We start from the raw sequence: 16,289 nt of genomic DNA, 5'->3' as shown, positions 1-16,289 counted from the left end.
GATGGGCACCCAAGAAACGAAGCGGTTAAAGCGTTAAAAAATGACACGTTAACCCAATGGAAAATCGACTCTGGTTACCATGACCGCTCCCTGTCTGAGACGGCCATGTCTCGATACAAAGGACTCACTAGCGGTCAATTGAGCTTAAGGCATTACAACGCTCAAGTCGGTGAGGCACTCGCTAATGTCAAAGCCATGAACAAAGTCATAGGACTAGGTATGCCTGTTAGACACTAACGGAAGCTAAGCGTAGGTAAGATCTGTCTTCAACCTGATTTGTTCAACAACGCCACACGAAGGTATAATGCGCCAGTCAGGTTTTCGCGATGGCCAGTTTGTGGATAAAGTATTAATGTCGGTTCTATCTAGTGAATGGGAATTGGAGTAGAATGTAAGTCTAAAGATATCACCCTAAGGTAATGATTTTGTTTGTTAAAAAATCAATTCATGTAAAGAGTAAACTCATTTTTATTAGCAGTGTTCTCACTCTCGTATTAGTTGGAGGAGTATAAAGATCTTTCGCTAATTTAGGACGAAACAGCCTGTGAAAATAATAAGTGGTACTTGATGAGAGAAGAAAAACATATCTACGACAAAATGTGGCGAAATTTTGAACGCATTGTAACTGCTAGCCAATGTCAAACTGATCCTATGATCGATAACTCAGCTGACAGTCGTCGTGGAATTACATCGCTGTCTTACCTAAGTGATAGCAAGCCATTGACAAGCAATATATCAAGCTTTCTGAGTGAGCTGAAATCTTTAGAACCCGAGCAATATTACCAACCAATATCTGGTTTACATTTAACTGTTTTAACTATTATCACCTGCTTTGAAGGCTTTCACTTGTCGGAGAGTGAAGGACAAGATTACGCAGAAGTATTTAAGGAAGCAGTGAGAGATATCGGCTCATTTGAAATCCAATTTAAGGGTATTACCGCTTCGCCTAGCTGCGTACTTTTACAAGGCTTTATGCAAAATGAATTATTATCGAATTTAAGGCAGAAACTGAGGGTTGCATTTAGAAATTCAAAGCTGCATATGAGTTGTGATCAACGATATAACATTGCCACAGCCCACTCTACGATAGTGAGGTTTAAGGAATCATTACGTGATTCGAACAAGTTACTTGAGTGCTTGAATGCCTACCGCGAATTTGATTTTGGTGTACATACGGTAGATAAGGTGGAACTCGTATTTAATGACTGGTATCTGAAAAAAGATAATACAAAACGGCTAGCAGAGTCTCCATTAACGCTTGATTTCAAATAAAGGTTTATTCTGAGGTTCCCTATCACTGGGACTTGAGCCAGTCTGCATTTTAATCCACTCAACCTATTGATGAATTTAGGTAAATATAGGATATTACGTGCTTGTTAACCAAGGAAAGGAAGCAACGTGGATTATCAATCACTCATATCAGAGCACCCAGTCACATCGCTACTCTCTCTTTGGAAAAAAGCGAAAAACACGCGAGGGTTGAATTACGATGGCGCAGTTTGTGTCTCGACTGTCGACCGTGATGGCTTTCCGTCTGGCCGATTTGTCGACCTTAAGCACGCCTCTGAATCTGGGCTCGTCTTTTGCTCCTACTATGACTCGGCAAAGGGTCATGAGCTTAGCCTAGACCCTAAAATCGCATTGCCTCCTTCAGCCTTAATGTCTTACATAGGGAAATTCCATGAATAAAAAAGTGTTACTCATCACGGGTGCTAGCCGAGGAATTGGCGCGGCAACAGCGATAGCGGCGGCCAAGCAAGGCTACGCGGTTTGTATTAATTATCTTAGCGACAAAGCGTCTGCTTTAAACGTGCAAGACCAAGTGCAAACGCTAGGGGCGGAGTGCATTGTGCTGCAGGCGGACGTATCGAGCGAATCGCAGGTAAAAACACTTTATGCAGACATTGATCGGACATTGGGCCCAGTCACCCATCTTGTAAACAATGTTGGGATTTTGAAAACCAAAATGCCGCTGATGGAAATGGATGGAGACAGGTTCAAAGAAGTGTTGGTGACCAATGTGCTCAGTCAGTTTTATTGTTCAAAAGAAGCGATACAACGAATGGCGACTTCCCGTGGCGGGCAAGGCGGTGCTATCGTGAACGTCTCTTCTGGTGCTGCGAAGAGCGGATCGCCGTTTGAATATGTTGATTATGCCGCGTCCAAAGGCGCAGTGGACACATTCACTGTTGGGCTTGCTAAAGAAGTGGCGGCAGAGGGCATTCGCGTCAATTGTGTACGCCCCGGTGGTATTCATACCGATATTCATAAAGACGGCGGGGAGCCTGATCGCGTTGATCGGATTGCGAAAAACTTCCCGATGCAGCGTGGAGGGCAGCCTGAAGAAGTCGCGAATGCAATCTTGTGGCTGCTCAGCGATGAAGCGTCGTTTGTGACGGGTAGCTTTACCGACCTATGCGGCGGCCTGTAATTAAAGCTATTTATTAAAGTTACTTGTAAAAGTTATTGGTAGATAAATCGTAGTGTGAGCATCGCTTTAGCCTAGCAATGCCCATTACGGTTAGTTCTTATCGGCGGTTTTAGACAGAGCCCAAATTGAGACTAAAGCAACAGCAGCAAACCCAGATAAAATAATCACAGGGATGGCACCGTAGCCTAAAACGTGCCAAATAACAGATTCAAGTGTGCTCATTACGTACCCCCTAATGCCAGCCGGCGACGCCGCTCATATCTGGAAGATGGTGAGCGATACCTTTATGGCAATCTACACAAGTTTTTTCCCCAGAAGCCAATGCCGTGGAATGTTGTTTCGCACTTCTTGTACTTTGTTCTGAGAAATCCATATATTCAAACTGGTGGCAATTCCGACACTCTAGTGAATCATTGTTCTTCATCCTTGCCCATTCTCTTTCAGCAAGGTGAGCTCGCCTTTCCTGAAATTTTTCTTGGGTGCCAATTGTATCGAGGATAAAATAGGCAAATAATTCTTTAGATGCCTGAACTTTTCGTACTATTTTGTCCGTCCACTCATGGGGAACGTGGCAGTCGGAGCAAATGGCTCTGACACCAGAACGATTTGAATAGTGAATCGTTTCTTGAATTTCAGCCACGATCGGCGCGTGACAGCTGGAGCAGAACGCTTCTGAATTGGTGGCTTCCATTGTGGTATTGAAACCGCCCCAGAATACTAACCCACCAATAAATCCCATGAAGAGCACGATGCCGACAGGTGCTAGGCTGGGTTTTTTCAATCGTTGCCAAAACGATACAAGCAATTTTTTCATACGTAGCCCCTTGGTTTAACGCAACGATTCAACGGGAGTAAAGGTGTTTCCAACTAAGGGTTTTGCTATTGCTTGAGGAACATGACACTGCAAACAAAAATATCGACGAGGGGACACATCCGCAAGTACAGTATCTTCCCGAGTCACATAATGGGTCACACTGATTTTGGTCGCGCCCATCTGCACTGCGTTCTTCCAGCTATGGCAGGAGAGGCATTTATTCGCATTGAGTGAGACTTCATAGCTGCGGATATTATGTGGGATGAGAGGAGGCTGGTAAACGTAGTCACTGACCAACACCTGCTCCCTCGGGTACTTTTTCATGGACTCAACTGGTGGTAGGTCTTCAATATTGACCAAACCACGTAGGGACGCCACATCGCCCACGCCGCCTGGGTTTTCTAGTGCGGCTTGGCAAAGCCCTGTCACCATCGCTGCGAATAGTGCCAATCCTATCAGTACTTTTTGCATACGTTTATCCACCTGTTGCTCGTCACTTGTTACCTATTATTGGTAAATTACTATTGGACCCCTGTAGTTAGGTAGTCTCAATTAGCCAGTAACGTTAAGCTTTGTTTTTAGCTAACTTTAGTGATTTTTACTGGGCATTTTTTGAAATCAGTTTGCTTTGATAATGGATCGGTTGCATCCAAAATGAGCTTGTTGACCAAAATGCTCGCGTCAAAAAATGGGACAAATATTAATCCCTTAGGAGGCTTATTTCGCCCACGAGTCTCGACTCTCGCGTGAACCTTTCCGCGTTTGTTCGATATGGCAACTTCATCACCTCGACGTAACCCTCGGGCTTTCGCATCGGCAGGGTTTAAGTAACATAGCGCGTCGGGCACAGCTCGGTAGAGCTCAGGAATCCTTCTTGTCATGGTACCGGTATGCCAATGCTCTAGAACTCGACCAGTACACAGCCAAAGGTCAAACTCTTCATTGGGGGACTCCGGCGGCGGTTCATACGGAGCAGAAATAATCAGCGCCTTTCCATCCGGTTTACCGTAAAAGTCCCACCCTGATCCTTTTTTTGCGTAGCGGTCGCTGCCTTCTTTAAAGCGCCAGAGCGTTTCTTCGCCATCCACATAAGGCCAACGTAGCCCTCTCACTTTGTGGTAAAGATCGTATGGCGCTAAATCATGTCCGTGGCCACGGCCAAAGGTGGCGTATTCCTCAAATAACCCTTTCTGTACGTAGAATCCGGCATGATGCGCATCATCATTGAGGGTACGCGCTTCCTTGATGGGGAACTTGTCGACTTGCCCATTCTTAAACAGCACGTCATACATGGTTTTATCTCGATATTGAGGTTTCTGAGCGAGCAGATCCTCTGGCCAAATTTCTGTCATTTTGAAGCGCTTCGAAAATTCCATGACCTGCCAGAGATCGGACTTGGCCTCCCCAACTGTGGGCACTTGTTGATACCAAGCTTGTGTGCGACGTTCCGCGTTTCCGTATGCCCCTTCTTTTTCTATCCACATCGCAGTCGGTAATATGAGATCAGCAGCTTGAGCACTCACTGTTGGGTAAGGGTCCGAAACAACAATAAAGTTGCTGGGGTCGCGATAGCCTGCGAGTCTCTCAGCATTGATGTTGGGTCCGGCCTGCATATTGTTATTACACTGAAGCCAATAGGCATTAATTTTTTTGTCGTGCAACATCCGATCTTGCTGAACTGCGTGAGCGCCCGGCTTAGCTGGTATTGTCCCACTTGGTAATTTCCAGATCTTTTCAGCAACTTTTCGGTGTTTTGGGTTGGCAACGAGCATGTCTGCCGGTAATCGATGAGAGAAAGTCCCGACTTCGCGAGCGGTGCCGCACGCAGAAGGCTGTCCAGTTAGTGAAAAAGGACTGTTGCCCGGCGTTGAGATCTTTCCTGTTAAAAGGTGAATATTGTAAACCAAGCTGTTCATCCATACGCCACGGGTATGTTGGTTCATTCCCATTGTCCACAAGGACATGACTTTTATATTGGGATCGGCGTATTGTTTGGCGAGCTCAATCAATTTATCTTCAGACACTCCAGATAATTCTGAGGTGTATTCGGCGGTATAAGGCGCCACTGAGCGTTTATATTCTTCAAACGTTATCGATGACATTGCACCACTGTTTGGGTGCTTTGCTTTTTGTTGCAATGGATCCGTGTCGCGCAAGCCATAACCAATGTCGGTGGTCGCCTGTTTGAAATGGGTGTGTTTTTTAACGAAATCCCAGTTCACTGCATCGTTACTGATAATGTAATTGGCGATAAAGTTAGCGATGGCGAGATCGGTTTGCGGTTTGAAAATATATCCGGTGTCGGCCAACTCAAATGATCGGTGATAGTAGGTCGATAGAACGTTTACTTTGACATGCGAGTGGCTTAAACGTCGGTCGGTAATCCTTGTCCACAAAATGGGGTGCATTTCCGCCATATTGGATCCCCACAACACAAACGCATCAGCATGCTCGAAATCATCGTAGCAGCCCATTGGCTCATCAATGCCGAATGTGCGCATAAAGCCTCCAACCGCCGAAGCCATGCAGTGACGCGCGTTGGGATCAATATTATTGGATCGAAAACCAGCCTTCATCAATTTGACAGCGGCGTAGCCTTCCATAACGGTCCATTGTCCGGAGCCAAACATACCAATACTCGTCGGGCCCTTCTCTTTTAGAGCGGCTTTCCATTTGACGGCCATAATGTCGAATGCCGCATCCCATGTTATTGGAGTAAAGTCACCGTCTTTATGGAATTGGCCGTCTTTCATGCGGAGCAGAGGCTGCGTTAGACGATCTTTCCCATACATGACTTTAGACAGGAAATAGCCTTTAATACAGTTAAGTCCTTTGTTTACTGGGGATTTTGGATCGCCTTGAGTGGCCACTACTTTACCATCTTGGGTCCCGACCAACACTGAGCATCCGGTACCACAAAAGCGACACGGCGCTTTGTCCCATGTGATTTTTGTTTGGCTTGATTGGACAATGAGATTGGTGGCGGAAGCGGGAAGTGCCACACCAGCAGCTGCGGCGGCGGAAGCGGCTGCTTGCGCTTTGATAAATGCACGTCTAGTGATTTTCATGTATCACTCCGTTTTTTTTGGTGAGCATGTTTTCATCCGGTTCTTGGCATTCAGCTTCACTGTCAATTTGGTGGTAGATGAGAACTGTGCTTAACACATTAGGCAGAGCCTCGATGTTTGAAATAATATCTGAAGCCTGATGCTGGCTTTTGGTCTCTAATACTATGATTAACTTGCCTTCTGGGCTTTGGGCATAAATCTCGGTATTGTCGAATGATGCGACTTTGCGACTAACCTCGGTCAGATGCTCAGGGGGAAGGTAAACAACCAAGCTTGAAATATGCACTTCCTGATGCTTCATAGACTCTCCCTTATTTCAGCTTCCTGTGGCGTTATAGATATAGCGAGTGACGGGCAGATGGAGACACATGCGCCACATCCTGTGCATTCGTTGATGTCGAGGTTCGGTTGCGCGCTGTGACCAACAATCAATTGAAAGGTAATCGCACTGCGTTCACATGCATCACTACAACTGCGGCACTCGACATTGTGTTTGGCCAAACACTGTTCATTAATTGAAGCGATCACATTCCATGGTTTTTCATTGCGGTCGGAAAACAGCTTTTCAGGACAGGAAGCGGCACATTGGTAGCAAAACGAGCATTCATTTTTGGTAAAATTGAGAGTAGGGTAGCCGTTGGAAGTCAGCTCAATGACTTTGGTCTCGCAGCTATTGACGCACTTTTGGCATTGCGTGCAGTCATCGAAGAACGAATCGGAATTCGTTAGCCACGGCAAAAAGTGTGCTTCTTGCCTGAGCAAAAGTTTCCTCTTAGAAAAATTAACCACGCTTACCTCAGCTCTGAAGAATAAATGCTGTTAAAGCCTAGCTCATCAACGATTGCTTTGCGCAAAACTGATGGCATAGAAACCATCTTATGAGTGATTTGTTAATAAAAATTGTTTTAGATCAATTTTCAATCAGATGAGCGTCCGTAATGCTGGTTGAGGTATGCAATTGTGACGCGGGTGAAAGTGTTCCCTCGAATCTAGCTACATATCATGGCGAGTACATATATAGCGATGACATTAATTTTTAAGTGTATGATTACTAGTTTAAAGTTTTCAGCCAGTTGAAGCGGAAATACGCAGTAATTAAAAGGATACGTTGATATGTCGCAGTTTTTATCTGAAATCAGACCGGACTACGTGAGCAACTACTCGAAGAATGCTTTTATACAATTTGATGCCGCCAAGGCTCTAGCCGCATTCGCTTCTCCCGCAATCGAGCCGGGCAAGGTGATGCTCGACGTTGGCTGTGGCTCAGGGAAGGTCAGTCAATTTTTATTCGATAGCTTCAAACCCCGTACATTTCATGCCATTGACCAATCACCTGAAATGATTCAAGAAGCACAAGCCAGCGGTTATTCAGAAGACATTGCTTTTAAGCGGACCTCGATAGAAGAATACTCGGTGGATACGAAATATGATTTCGTTTTTTCCAACTCATCTTTTCAATGGTTTTCAGATTACGAGGCGGGTTTAGCGAATATCCGTGGACAATTGAACCCTGATGGGGCTTTTTTCATCCAGTCTTCTTATAAATCAAGATGGTGCCCTGAGTTTCTAGAGCTTATTGATACACTGAGAAGTCAGCATTTTTTCATTGATGACTTGCTTAAAGGTCACCATTTTCCCTGCATGCATTTGGAATCAGAAGATGAATATCGCGCCTTTCTCCAAGACCACAAGTTTGATGTACAAGATATAATCGCAAAAGATTTCATCTATGACTTGTCGCCTGAAGAAACAATCCAAGTATTCAATTCTGGCCCGATCAAAGCATATACTTCACAGAGATATTATGACGAGGGTATTGAAAGTCGCGCTATCAATGAATTTTATAACCTCTTCCAAAAAGAAGTTCACAACACCAAACTTGATCGTATCACTTACCCGAGGGTGTTAATAAAATGCCAGATAAGAAATATATGAGAGATTTAATGGTTGTTGTAATTCTAAATCTGCTTAGTTTTATAGGATGAAGTTTTATGTATAGGATAATTATCAGGTTCGAAGGGCTAGGCTGATAATTACAGTCTTCAGATAACGCAAAGAAATAGATGCTTCTTTCATCAAGAGCAACCAATATTGCGAGTTCATAGATAACAAAAAGCCCACTCTCAAACTGGGCTTTACCATTTTCCTAGATCTCAGCAATGCGCGATTAATAGCCGCCCGCTTTGCCGCTGCCTAGCCATTTGAAGCTGCCTGAGATCGAATAAGGCTTGAAGTAAGGAGCAGTACCGGTTTCTTTGTCGGTGTGTCGGAAGAAACCAGTCCAATCTGGCGGATCAATATGACACATTTCTTCATAAACGCCTGGACCGTCTAATTTGACGTTTCTTCCGTAGTGCGGTCCATCATTTGCAACCATCGGCATCATAGAGAATACGATTCTCCAGTCAGAGTTCTTTTTGCTAATGGTACACGCGATATTCGCACCCGGGATCCAACCGCCAGCGCCAAAGCCCATTGAAGAGCCACGAATCTCATGCATATCCACTTCATTGTGGATATCCCACTTTTCTTTATTCATCGTTGGCATTGGTGCCATAGTGACAGGCTCAACCCAAATTAACGCCGTCTCGACTTTGTTTTGGTAAACTGTTGGCTTGGTTATTGGGTGATCTGCGTAAGCCGCCGTGGAGGCCAACGCTAATAGCGGTGCGGCCCACGTTACTGGCTTTAAGAGCTTTTTCATATTAGAAACCTTTTTTATTTAATTATTAACTAGGCACAATGATGTGCTGCCTAATCATTTCTACTTCTGACATGGGGCCTTGGCCTAAAATCGCGGGCCACCATAAATATAAAATAACGCCGACATTAAAAATTAGAATACAATATGACGCCATTCTGCTAATTGTGTTTACTTGCTTATAACTCTGAATAAACTTCCAGCTTAAGACTAAGCTCCAAATCATGCTTGAGCCGAGCATCAATATTTTAATCCAGACATCCACATTATTTGGTACATGAAAATCTGAATTTAATACGGAGAAAAACTTACCGCACAGACCAATAACTATTGACAATATAGAAATTGGGATCAACTGGTAGGCGATACCTTTAAAGCAAGTAATAAAGTCATCCCTATTTCGGGTGAGTAATTTAGCAACAGCTGCATTCGATATTGCTAAAAATAATGCAATCACAATCCCGTAAATAGACATGTAGGCTGAAATTGTTACGACGTCTAACCAGTTATAGTGTTGATTCCAAGTTTGAGAGGAGACTAACTGTGAAGCCTCGTTAAACCAAGACAGCATATTCTCATCTAATAAATACCCGCCAATATACTCCCGAAGATCCGTATAATTATTGAGAATCGTCCATAAAAAACCTCCAGCGGCTAGGCCGGGTGCCAGTAAGATAAACAAAACTTCTGACCAATTGGAGCCACGATTATCAATGTCCTTAACTTCATCTCCTGGTCGCCTAATATATAGCCCTAACATGGCTTTTGGCTTGGCGTGAACACATGCCCCGCAAGCAATGCAGTTCAATGTTGATGATTTTATCGACAAATTATAATCAGTCGGACATAGCCCTTTTTCGACGTATTCAGGTAAGTCATCGACGTTCTTTCTTTTTTTATTCGGGCGAAAGTCCAATATGCCAACTCTAGACACCACACCCAATATTTTTCCTATCGGGCAGAAATACCGACACCAAGGGCGGCTTCCTTTCTTCCCGTAGATCAAGCCTATTATGATTGCTAGAGTAAATATATAGAGGAAAAGTAAAACCAAGCCCTTAGGATCATCGCGTACATCCATGGTTTGTCCAAGAATCGTCACGACCACAAACATGACCACAAGCCAACCATTCCATTTCACCCATGATGGTGTGGTTTTCTTCAGACCCAGTTTCCCCACCCATTCAGATAGTGCCCCCAACGGGCACAGTAAGCCGCACCACAACCGACTGACAAAGATTACCGACAGCAGGGTAAATCCATACCAAATGCCCCAAAACGCAAACTGGCTTAGTAACGTTAAGTTAGTAAAAATAGTGTCATGTGATTTCGGTATTGGTGCATATAAGGGCCCGATACTGAGGTATAAAAACACGATGAACATTAGAGCTTGTATAAGGAAGAAGTACTTTCTTGTTTTTATAAAGATTGCTTCCAACCAGACTAGTCGATTCTTCTGAAACCCTGTACTTGTGATATCACTGATATCGATTCGATCGCCAACATTCATACGAATACCTAGCGACTGCTTGCTAAATATAAAACCAAATCTTTGGTTGATTTACTAAACTGCTTAAGGAATAAGAAGCCGGTTGAAATAAAAAACATACCAATACTGATCAGGTATTCAACACTCGACTGGGATTTTAGAATATCGTTGTTAAACATCCATTTCGTCGGAGTAAAGCCTAACAAGTTGGCTTCTTGAAACGCATTAACAGCATTTCCGACACACATCACCGCCAAGATAAAGATGAACCAAGGTGTCAAAGAGAATATCACTTTATTCACTTTCTTATATTTATCTGAAGAATGTTTATAAAGAAGCAATAATATAGACAGCAATACTACCCCTAGCATCAAACCAGATAAGGTTCCAAATTGCTGAGATGCGTTCCCTTGAAAAAGGCCATAGTAAAATAAAATAGTTTCTGCTAATTCTCTAAATACACTGACAAACGCTAGCGAACCCAGCCCAAATAAACTCAGTTTATGCAGCTGTTCAGGTTTGGAGAAGGTTTCAAAGTTTACATATAGCAGCATGCTCATCGCGATTAAACTGGCGACTCCTTCGCTGACTTCTCTGGCTTGTCCTGTGAAAATAGTTTTTAAATAAATACATCCAATGGCAAGGAACAATCCAGCGACTAGAGCTGCTATACAGTTTTTATAAATTATGCCGACCTTATTTTCTCTACCAGATTCATTCAAAGCAGAAACCAACATGATGACAACAAGCAACGCCTCCGTTCCTTCTCGAGGTATGATCCAAAAAGAAGAAGACAACGCGGAAATGAAATTCACATCAAGCATTAGCTAGCCACCTGTGTTGTTCCATTCAACTCGGTATTAAGTAGATCTGCTTCTCTCATTACTTCACTGCAAACATCATCCATTTTCTTCTTAATACGCACTTCTTTTTCCTGAGTCATCGGATTGGTAATGAGGTTGGTGAGTGTGTGGAACTTCTGCTCTACATCGTAAATCTCTGATGGTGACGCATATGAGCGATACTTTATTTCGATTACACCATCATAGATGTCCCAATATGCGTTCGACGACATGCTTTGAGCGTCTTCTACTTTTCCTTTCCCCAATAGGGCATAGGATTGAACCATCATGTTACATATTTGCTTTGCTTTTTGAGTGTATATTGAATCAGTGCTATGAGGGGGCAATCCAGAGGAGTGCTTGTCAGTGCTTTGTGGTTGGCTATTGGAGACAGCTTGGTCATTAGTCTTAAATATATACAAACTTGCTGAAATAAAAATAACGATTAACACTACAAAAAACAGAGAGATTTTCTTTGTCATCATGGACCCTACCCTTTACTGAGAATGCAATCCTAAATGACTATAATTCTCATTACAATTATGTTTTTCGAACTGTAAGTAACTGTAAGAATCTGTTTCTATCATATTTATTGGTATAACTAGTTGAAATACAACAATTAAGGTTTGATTCTAATTTTGAGTCACGCAAGTTAACTACCAATTTTGAAATCTTTTATTCCAAATGTGATCCCTTGGTGGGCAATGTAAATGAGTAAGCCTTTAAATTTTCAGCGTTAAATTTTCGACGCTCTTTGGGGACGACAAGGTTTGTTTATGTTTCAAGGTTAAATTTTGGCTCTAAGCGAAGTGGGGAAGTCTCTTCAAATAACGTACACGTTTGAGCTCTTTTAAGCGTGTTTCTGAACAAAAATGGTAAGGCTTGGTTGGAGTCGGATGGTTTCAAATTAAGACCAATATTGCATGTCTTCTGATACGGGAGGGAGTATATGAGGGTATGTATCACCCTCATAAGGTTTCGGTAATCAGTGTCTTACAGATATGGGATTGTACCTATTAGTAGATAGTAGGCAGACTTGGACTCAATCTGTATTTGGTTCTGATGCACAGTTTAGTGGAAGCCAGAATTCTTCATTATTGAGATTAAAATAAGTAATTTTTCGACGGCGCTGCATTTTATCATTTTTCACGATCATAGCTGTACTGCTTGATCCACTCACTATGCTCGGGATAAAGGGCGACCAGAGTGTCATATTCCGCAAGGATGCAGTCATTCTCATCCCAGCCAGGTTGCACAACTTCACTCACTAAACCAAATGGATAATCTTTTCCTATTTCCGTTGACTTCCAAACATCGGCAGGCACGATAAGCTGAAGTTTGTGCCCATTTTTGACATCTGGCCCTAGAATCTGTTCTTCCGCTCTTCCATCCGGATAAATGAAGCGATAAGTGATTGGGCTCCCTCCATGGTAAAAGTGCAAATTAGGAGAGAGATTTTTATGGAAGGAGCCTATAGGACTACCTTCGGTTAACATGTAGTAAATACAAGTTGAAAAACATCGAACTCCATTGTTGTGCTCTCTTTCGGTCTTAACCTCATCCTGACTTTTATAGGTTTGACTGTAATAGCCCCCCTCCTCATGTGGAATGAGGTCTAGTTGTTCAATTAGCTCATCTTGGTCAATATTTAACACAAACTCACCTAAATTATAATTATATAAGGATCTCAGATACAACATCACTGTCAATGCTATCTATTTCGATCTTCGTAGTGTTTTTTATTTTTGTATTCGACATATAAATATGAAATTACGAATTGTACGTATTAAAAGCGCCATGCAGTTTTAGAGACTTCAGCTTATAAATATCATGGTTATAAGGTTAGGATATATGTCAGTCTATACCATAAAAGCATTGATTCCAAAAAAACGCTATTTCTTCCTCATAAACATCAGAAATTGGTTGAATGAATGGCTTCAAGGTTTTGTGATTATTTACTAATATTAGATTGGCGACTAATTGGGCTGCGATAGGTAGGAATATGCTTGGATCTCCAATACCAGATCTTAGCAATGTATTAGCTGATTCTCCATTAAGTAGTAAATGTATCTTCTTACCACTTTTACTAACTCTATAGGATGTAATCAGGTCTTTCTCGCGCCCATCCACTAAAATCCTCTCATCGAGTAACTCGTCTATTTTTAACTCATCATCAGGAGAAGTCACCGTGGTGATTAATGTGTTGTTTTTGAGCTCTGAATAGTGATGTGGTTTTAGTGCAGCAGATCCCGTGGCTGATATTATGACATTGCACGTCTTGCATATGTCATCGGTTGATGAAACATGAAATCCTAGACTAGGCGCATTGATTAGTTGTTTGTGACTTTTGTCTGAGACTTTAATATAACTAACACCTCGCCTTCTTAGCTGCTCAGCGACACCTTTGCCCAGTCTTCCAAAGCCTATGATGCCAAACGAAAGCTGGTGAATACTTTTTGCTTTTAGCCCAAAGCTGTCCCTTAAGACATGATCAAGGGCATGTGTGACGGACTCTCCAGCCTCGCGATCAGATGGCTCCTTTAGATAGGAGTGGGCAGTGGATATCACAGGACGATTGATTCTTATTTTTTTCTCATACTTTTTGTGCCCGTTGTCTGTGTACTCAGTAAAGCCTAGAAATTGATCTACTCCAAATTCATGGCATATTTCTTCGCTACTAGGTGCGAAGTAGCCACCATGGTCCATAATTATGAATTTCTCGCCATCCGGAATGTGGGTTCGTATGAAATTAATAGCTACTATGGGGTCACGAAGGTCACCTTTGTTGATATTGTAAACTACATCAATACCAGTTGTTTCGTATTTTTCTATGATGTACTTTCTTCGTATTAGTGTTGAGTTCTTAGGGATTAAGGCGGCTATCTTGAAATGATTCCTCAATGTTTCAACCATAGGGATGTCACTATCGTAGGAAGGAGAAACCATTATAATATTAATTTGGTCTTTTACTTTATTAATGAATTTATCTGTTACTTTCTTTAAAAAGTCATAGCCTTCATTATTAAGGAAGTCTGATGAGTTTCCAAGCTTAAGAGTATGAGCAAAGTTCTCTTCACTTGAGTCTAAAATACTTTTCACTATATTAATCATCCTTGGTGAGTGCTTTAAGCAGAGCGATATAGTTAAAGCCATTCTATGGGTAAACACAATAAACCCTATTGAGTTATGATGTAAGTCTCACAGCTTTATTTAATAAATATTTAATTATTTAAAAACAGGAAGTAAGTCACTGTGCTTATATTGACAGAAATATTCCTATATGTGAGTTTTATCAGCCTAACGAAATTTACCTAATTTGTTTTTCTGATAGAAGTATTATCTATTTCATTACCAATGCAGGCGTTAATTTTGAAACCGTGCACAAAACAGCAATAGAGACTGGTTATGTTACATTTAAGTCATCAACAGGTTATTGAACAACTAGACCTAATTCCTCATGAAGAAGGTGGATACTTTAGGCAAACGTATCAAAGCAGCTCAGAGGTTAAAACTGACCGAGAGCACAACGGTGGTTTCAGACAATTTTCAAGCAGTATCTATTATATGTTGACGGAAGAAAGTGCTATTGGATTCTTCCATAAAAATCTGTCACCTATTTTGCATTTTTATCACGGAGGAAGTCCGTTGACCTATCGATTTATTTATCCGGATGGCAAAACTGAAGAACATGTTCTTGGGCCTGATATTACAAAGGGCCACAAACTCCAGCTAGTAGGTCCAAGCAATGTCTGGAAATCAAGTGAGTTAGAGCAAGGCGGGTCCTTTGGGTTGGTCAGTGAAGTTGTCATCCCTGGCTGGGAAATTTTCGATCGCACCCTAGCGACATATCAAGAGCTGCTTAGTTTACACCCTGAACACATGAGTTGGGTTCGTCAATATACTTGCGATGCCTAGAAGTATTAAAATCCGTTGTTATAACAGCTTAACTAGGTTCGTTGGCCACAGTACTCCGCATGAACTCTACTGACTAGATATCACCTGCGCGACGTATTGAATAGATGCTCGCGCAGATTGACTGATGCCGGAGAGTTGGAAAAAGCCATGAATCACGTTTGGATAAAACTGATAGTGCGCGTTGACACCAGACTCGATTAATTGGTGATACAACTGCTTCCCTTCATCAACCAAGGGATCAAACTCAGCGGCTAATATATGAGTTTCTGGCAATGAATGAAGATCTTGGCGAAACAATGGACTTGCTTCAGAGTGTTTGCGTGGTAACTCGTTCAGGTACATATCAAAGCCGCTAAGCAAAGTTTCCCGAGTAATGAGGTAGTGTTCGCCGTTTTCAATGTAACTGCTACTTCCCGCAGTCGCGTCTATCATGGGATAAATCAGAACTTGCTTGGTTGGCTGCCAATTGCCGAGGTCTCGGAGTCGTAGGCTGGTAATTAGGCTAAGGTGGCCACCAGCGCTATCACCTACAAATGTGATATTTTTTGGGTTACCTCCCCAGCTTTGACAATGCTTATAAATAATCTGCGCAGCGTGCAGGGCATCATCATGCGCTGCGGGGTAGGTGTGTTCAGGGGCGAGTCGATATTCCATTGCAATGACAATGGCACCAGACGAATTAGCAATCTTTCGAAGCTGTTGCTCATGGGTATCAAATCCGCCACTCACAAAACAGCCTCCGTGGAAGTAGACTGCGACCGTCATATTAGTGCCGTTGAATGGTTTATAGATTTTTAACTTAGAGCCATCAATCTGTAAATGTGTGACTTGGTATACCGACTCGAGACTGCCAGCTAATTGAGCGCTGTCCCGATAACCTTGTCTTCGTTCTTCAAGTGTTTGCTGGTAAACGGAAGGGCTGCCAGAGCTGATGAACGAAGTGACCAATTCACGGACTCCTTTTTCTAAACGACGGGTTGTCATGAGCCTATTCCTAATTTGGTTTACTGAGTGACTTTGATTGGGATC

At 42.6% G+C, this 16,289-nt stretch carries 18 protein-coding genes and 2 pseudogenes; 7 read left to right on the top strand and 13 right to left on the bottom strand.

All coding sequences use genetic code 11. The annotated features are described in order from the left end of the window. From L4C34_RS14705 to L4C34_RS14685, 5 genes and pseudogenes are all read left to right on the top strand, one after another. Positions 1-237: pseudogene (locus L4C34_RS14705) on the top strand (IS5/IS1182 family transposase); the annotation flags it as partial. Between the two features lie 55 nt (positions 238-292). After that, a pseudogene (locus tag L4C34_RS14700) lies at positions 293-388 on the top strand (GNAT family N-acetyltransferase); the annotation flags it as partial. Positions 389-567: 179 nt separating this feature from the next. Further along, the gene (locus L4C34_RS14695) at positions 568-1,272 is read left to right on the top strand and encodes a 2'-5' RNA ligase family protein (RefSeq protein WP_428790103.1); all 705 of its coding nucleotides are present in this window, start codon (positions 568-570) and stop codon (positions 1,270-1,272) included. Positions 1,273-1,398: 126 nt separating this feature from the next. Continuing rightward, positions 1,399-1,689 carry a pyridoxamine 5'-phosphate oxidase family protein gene (locus L4C34_RS14690; protein ID WP_428790102.1) on the top strand — a complete coding sequence of 97 codons (291 nt, stop codon included), beginning with the start codon at positions 1,399-1,401 and terminating at the stop codon, positions 1,687-1,689. Then, positions 1,682-2,431 carry an SDR family oxidoreductase gene (locus L4C34_RS14685; RefSeq protein ID WP_428790101.1) on the top strand — a complete coding sequence of 250 codons (750 nt, stop codon included), beginning with the start codon at positions 1,682-1,684 and terminating at the stop codon, positions 2,429-2,431. Before L4C34_RS14690 ends, L4C34_RS14685 begins: the two co-directional genes overlap by 8 nt. Before the next feature lie 90 nt (positions 2,432-2,521). Here L4C34_RS14685 and L4C34_RS14680 read toward each other — a convergent pair whose 3' ends face one another. From L4C34_RS14680 to napF, 6 genes are all read right to left on the bottom strand, one after another. Continuing rightward, the gene (locus L4C34_RS14680) at positions 2,522-2,653 is read right to left on the bottom strand and encodes a TIGR02808 family protein (RefSeq protein ID WP_428790100.1); all 132 of its coding nucleotides are present in this window, start codon (positions 2,651-2,653) and stop codon (positions 2,522-2,524) included. Positions 2,654-2,663: 10 nt separating this feature from the next. Then, positions 2,664-3,245, bottom strand: coding sequence for a NapC/NirT family cytochrome c (locus tag L4C34_RS14675; protein ID WP_428790099.1), 582 nt, complete (start codon positions 3,243-3,245; stop codon positions 2,664-2,666). A 15-nt stretch (positions 3,246-3,260) separates the two neighbouring features. Then, a complete protein-coding gene (locus L4C34_RS14670) occupies positions 3,261-3,716 on the bottom strand; it encodes a nitrate reductase cytochrome c-type subunit (RefSeq protein WP_428790098.1) in 456 nt (151 codons plus the stop codon). Positions 3,717-3,823: 107 nt separating this feature from the next. Beyond that, entirely contained in the window at positions 3,824-6,313 is a 2,490-nt protein-coding gene (gene napA / locus L4C34_RS14665; RefSeq protein ID WP_428790097.1) for a periplasmic nitrate reductase subunit alpha, read from the bottom strand. Further along, complete coding sequence (locus L4C34_RS14660; protein ID WP_428790096.1) at positions 6,300-6,614, bottom strand: chaperone NapD; 315 nt, start codon at positions 6,612-6,614, stop codon at positions 6,300-6,302. The genes napA and L4C34_RS14660 overlap by 14 nt, the downstream gene beginning before the upstream one ends. After that, the gene (napF, locus tag L4C34_RS14655; RefSeq protein ID WP_428790095.1) at positions 6,611-7,102 is read right to left on the bottom strand and encodes a ferredoxin-type protein NapF; all 492 of its coding nucleotides are present in this window, start codon (positions 7,100-7,102) and stop codon (positions 6,611-6,613) included. The genes L4C34_RS14660 and napF overlap by 4 nt, the downstream gene beginning before the upstream one ends. Positions 7,103-7,426: 324 nt before the next feature. Between napF and L4C34_RS14650 the strand changes: the two genes are divergently transcribed. Continuing rightward, on the top strand, positions 7,427-8,248 hold the full coding sequence (locus L4C34_RS14650) for a class I SAM-dependent methyltransferase (RefSeq protein WP_428790094.1): 822 nt from the start codon (positions 7,427-7,429) through the stop codon (positions 8,246-8,248). A gap of 232 nt (positions 8,249-8,480) precedes the next feature. Here the strand turns inward: L4C34_RS14650 and L4C34_RS14645 are convergent, their stop codons facing one another. The 6 genes from L4C34_RS14645 to L4C34_RS14620 all read right to left on the bottom strand — a co-directional run bounded on the left by L4C34_RS14645 (position 8,481) and on the right by L4C34_RS14620 (position 14,444). Continuing rightward, entirely contained in the window at positions 8,481-9,017 is a 537-nt protein-coding gene (locus L4C34_RS14645; RefSeq protein WP_428790093.1) for an iron transporter, read from the bottom strand. Positions 9,018-9,042: 25 nt separating this feature from the next. After that, a complete protein-coding gene (locus tag L4C34_RS14640) occupies positions 9,043-10,524 on the bottom strand; it encodes a 4Fe-4S binding protein (protein WP_428790092.1) in 1,482 nt (493 codons plus the stop codon). Positions 10,525-10,532: 8 nt separating this feature from the next. Further along, complete coding sequence (locus L4C34_RS14635) at positions 10,533-11,327, bottom strand: FTR1 family protein (RefSeq protein WP_428790091.1); 795 nt, start codon at positions 11,325-11,327, stop codon at positions 10,533-10,535. After that, positions 11,327-11,830: a hypothetical protein gene (locus L4C34_RS14630; protein ID WP_428790090.1), complete on the bottom strand. Its 504-nt coding sequence runs from the start codon at positions 11,828-11,830 to the stop codon at positions 11,327-11,329. Before L4C34_RS14630 ends, L4C34_RS14635 begins: the two co-directional genes overlap by 1 nt. 654 nt (positions 11,831-12,484) lie before the next feature. After that, the gene (locus tag L4C34_RS14625; protein WP_428790089.1) at positions 12,485-13,000 is read right to left on the bottom strand and encodes a cupin domain-containing protein; all 516 of its coding nucleotides are present in this window, start codon (positions 12,998-13,000) and stop codon (positions 12,485-12,487) included. Positions 13,001-13,199: 199 nt separating this feature from the next. Then, entirely contained in the window at positions 13,200-14,444 is a 1,245-nt protein-coding gene (locus tag L4C34_RS14620; RefSeq protein WP_428790088.1) for an NAD(P)-dependent oxidoreductase, read from the bottom strand. Positions 14,445-14,750: 306 nt separating this feature from the next. Between L4C34_RS14620 and L4C34_RS14615 the strand changes: the two genes are divergently transcribed. Then, positions 14,751-15,260 carry a cupin domain-containing protein gene (locus L4C34_RS14615; protein ID WP_428790087.1) on the top strand — a complete coding sequence of 170 codons (510 nt, stop codon included), beginning with the start codon at positions 14,751-14,753 and terminating at the stop codon, positions 15,258-15,260. Positions 15,261-15,326: 66 nt separating this feature from the next. Here the strand turns inward: L4C34_RS14615 and L4C34_RS14610 are convergent, their stop codons facing one another. After that, complete coding sequence (locus L4C34_RS14610) at positions 15,327-16,244, bottom strand: alpha/beta hydrolase (RefSeq protein ID WP_428790086.1); 918 nt, start codon at positions 16,242-16,244, stop codon at positions 15,327-15,329. Between the last annotated feature and the right edge of the window lie 45 nt (positions 16,245-16,289).

The sequence above is a fragment of the Vibrio profundum genome, from assembly GCF_050337555.1.
Lineage (GTDB): Bacteria > Pseudomonadota > Gammaproteobacteria > Enterobacterales > Vibrionaceae > Vibrio > Vibrio profundum.
Note: the sequence above shows the minus strand (reverse complement) of the source record. Positions and strands in the feature narration are given on the sequence as shown.

Coding starts and splice junctions, on each gene's coding strand:
- L4C34_RS14695 (WP_428790103.1), top strand. CDS start 568: ATGAGAGAAGAAAAACATATCTACGACAAAATGTGGCGAAATTTTGAA.
- L4C34_RS14685 (WP_428790101.1), top strand. CDS start 1,682: ATGAATAAAAAAGTGTTACTCATCACGGGTGCTAGCCGAGGAATTGGC.
- L4C34_RS14680 (WP_428790100.1), bottom strand. CDS start 2,653: ATGAGCACACTTGAATCTGTTATTTGGCACGTTTTAGGCTACGGTGCC.
- L4C34_RS14675 (WP_428790099.1), bottom strand. CDS start 3,245: ATGAAAAAATTGCTTGTATCGTTTTGGCAACGATTGAAAAAACCCAGC.
- L4C34_RS14670 (WP_428790098.1), bottom strand. CDS start 3,716: ATGCAAAAAGTACTGATAGGATTGGCACTATTCGCAGCGATGGTGACA.
- napA (WP_428790097.1), bottom strand. CDS start 6,313: ATGAAAATCACTAGACGTGCATTTATCAAAGCGCAAGCAGCCGCTTCC.
- L4C34_RS14660 (WP_428790096.1), bottom strand. CDS start 6,614: ATGAAGCATCAGGAAGTGCATATTTCAAGCTTGGTTGTTTACCTTCCC.
- L4C34_RS14650 (WP_428790094.1), top strand. CDS start 7,427: ATGTCGCAGTTTTTATCTGAAATCAGACCGGACTACGTGAGCAACTAC.
- L4C34_RS14645 (WP_428790093.1), bottom strand. CDS start 9,017: ATGAAAAAGCTCTTAAAGCCAGTAACGTGGGCCGCACCGCTATTAGCG.
- L4C34_RS14640 (WP_428790092.1), bottom strand. CDS start 10,524: ATGAATGTTGGCGATCGAATCGATATCAGTGATATCACAAGTACAGGG.
- L4C34_RS14635 (WP_428790091.1), bottom strand. CDS start 11,327: ATGCTTGATGTGAATTTCATTTCCGCGTTGTCTTCTTCTTTTTGGATC.
- L4C34_RS14630 (WP_428790090.1), bottom strand. CDS start 11,830: ATGATGACAAAGAAAATCTCTCTGTTTTTTGTAGTGTTAATCGTTATT.
- L4C34_RS14615 (WP_428790087.1), top strand. CDS start 14,751: ATGTTACATTTAAGTCATCAACAGGTTATTGAACAACTAGACCTAATT.
- L4C34_RS14610 (WP_428790086.1), bottom strand. CDS start 16,244: ATGACAACCCGTCGTTTAGAAAAAGGAGTCCGTGAATTGGTCACTTCG.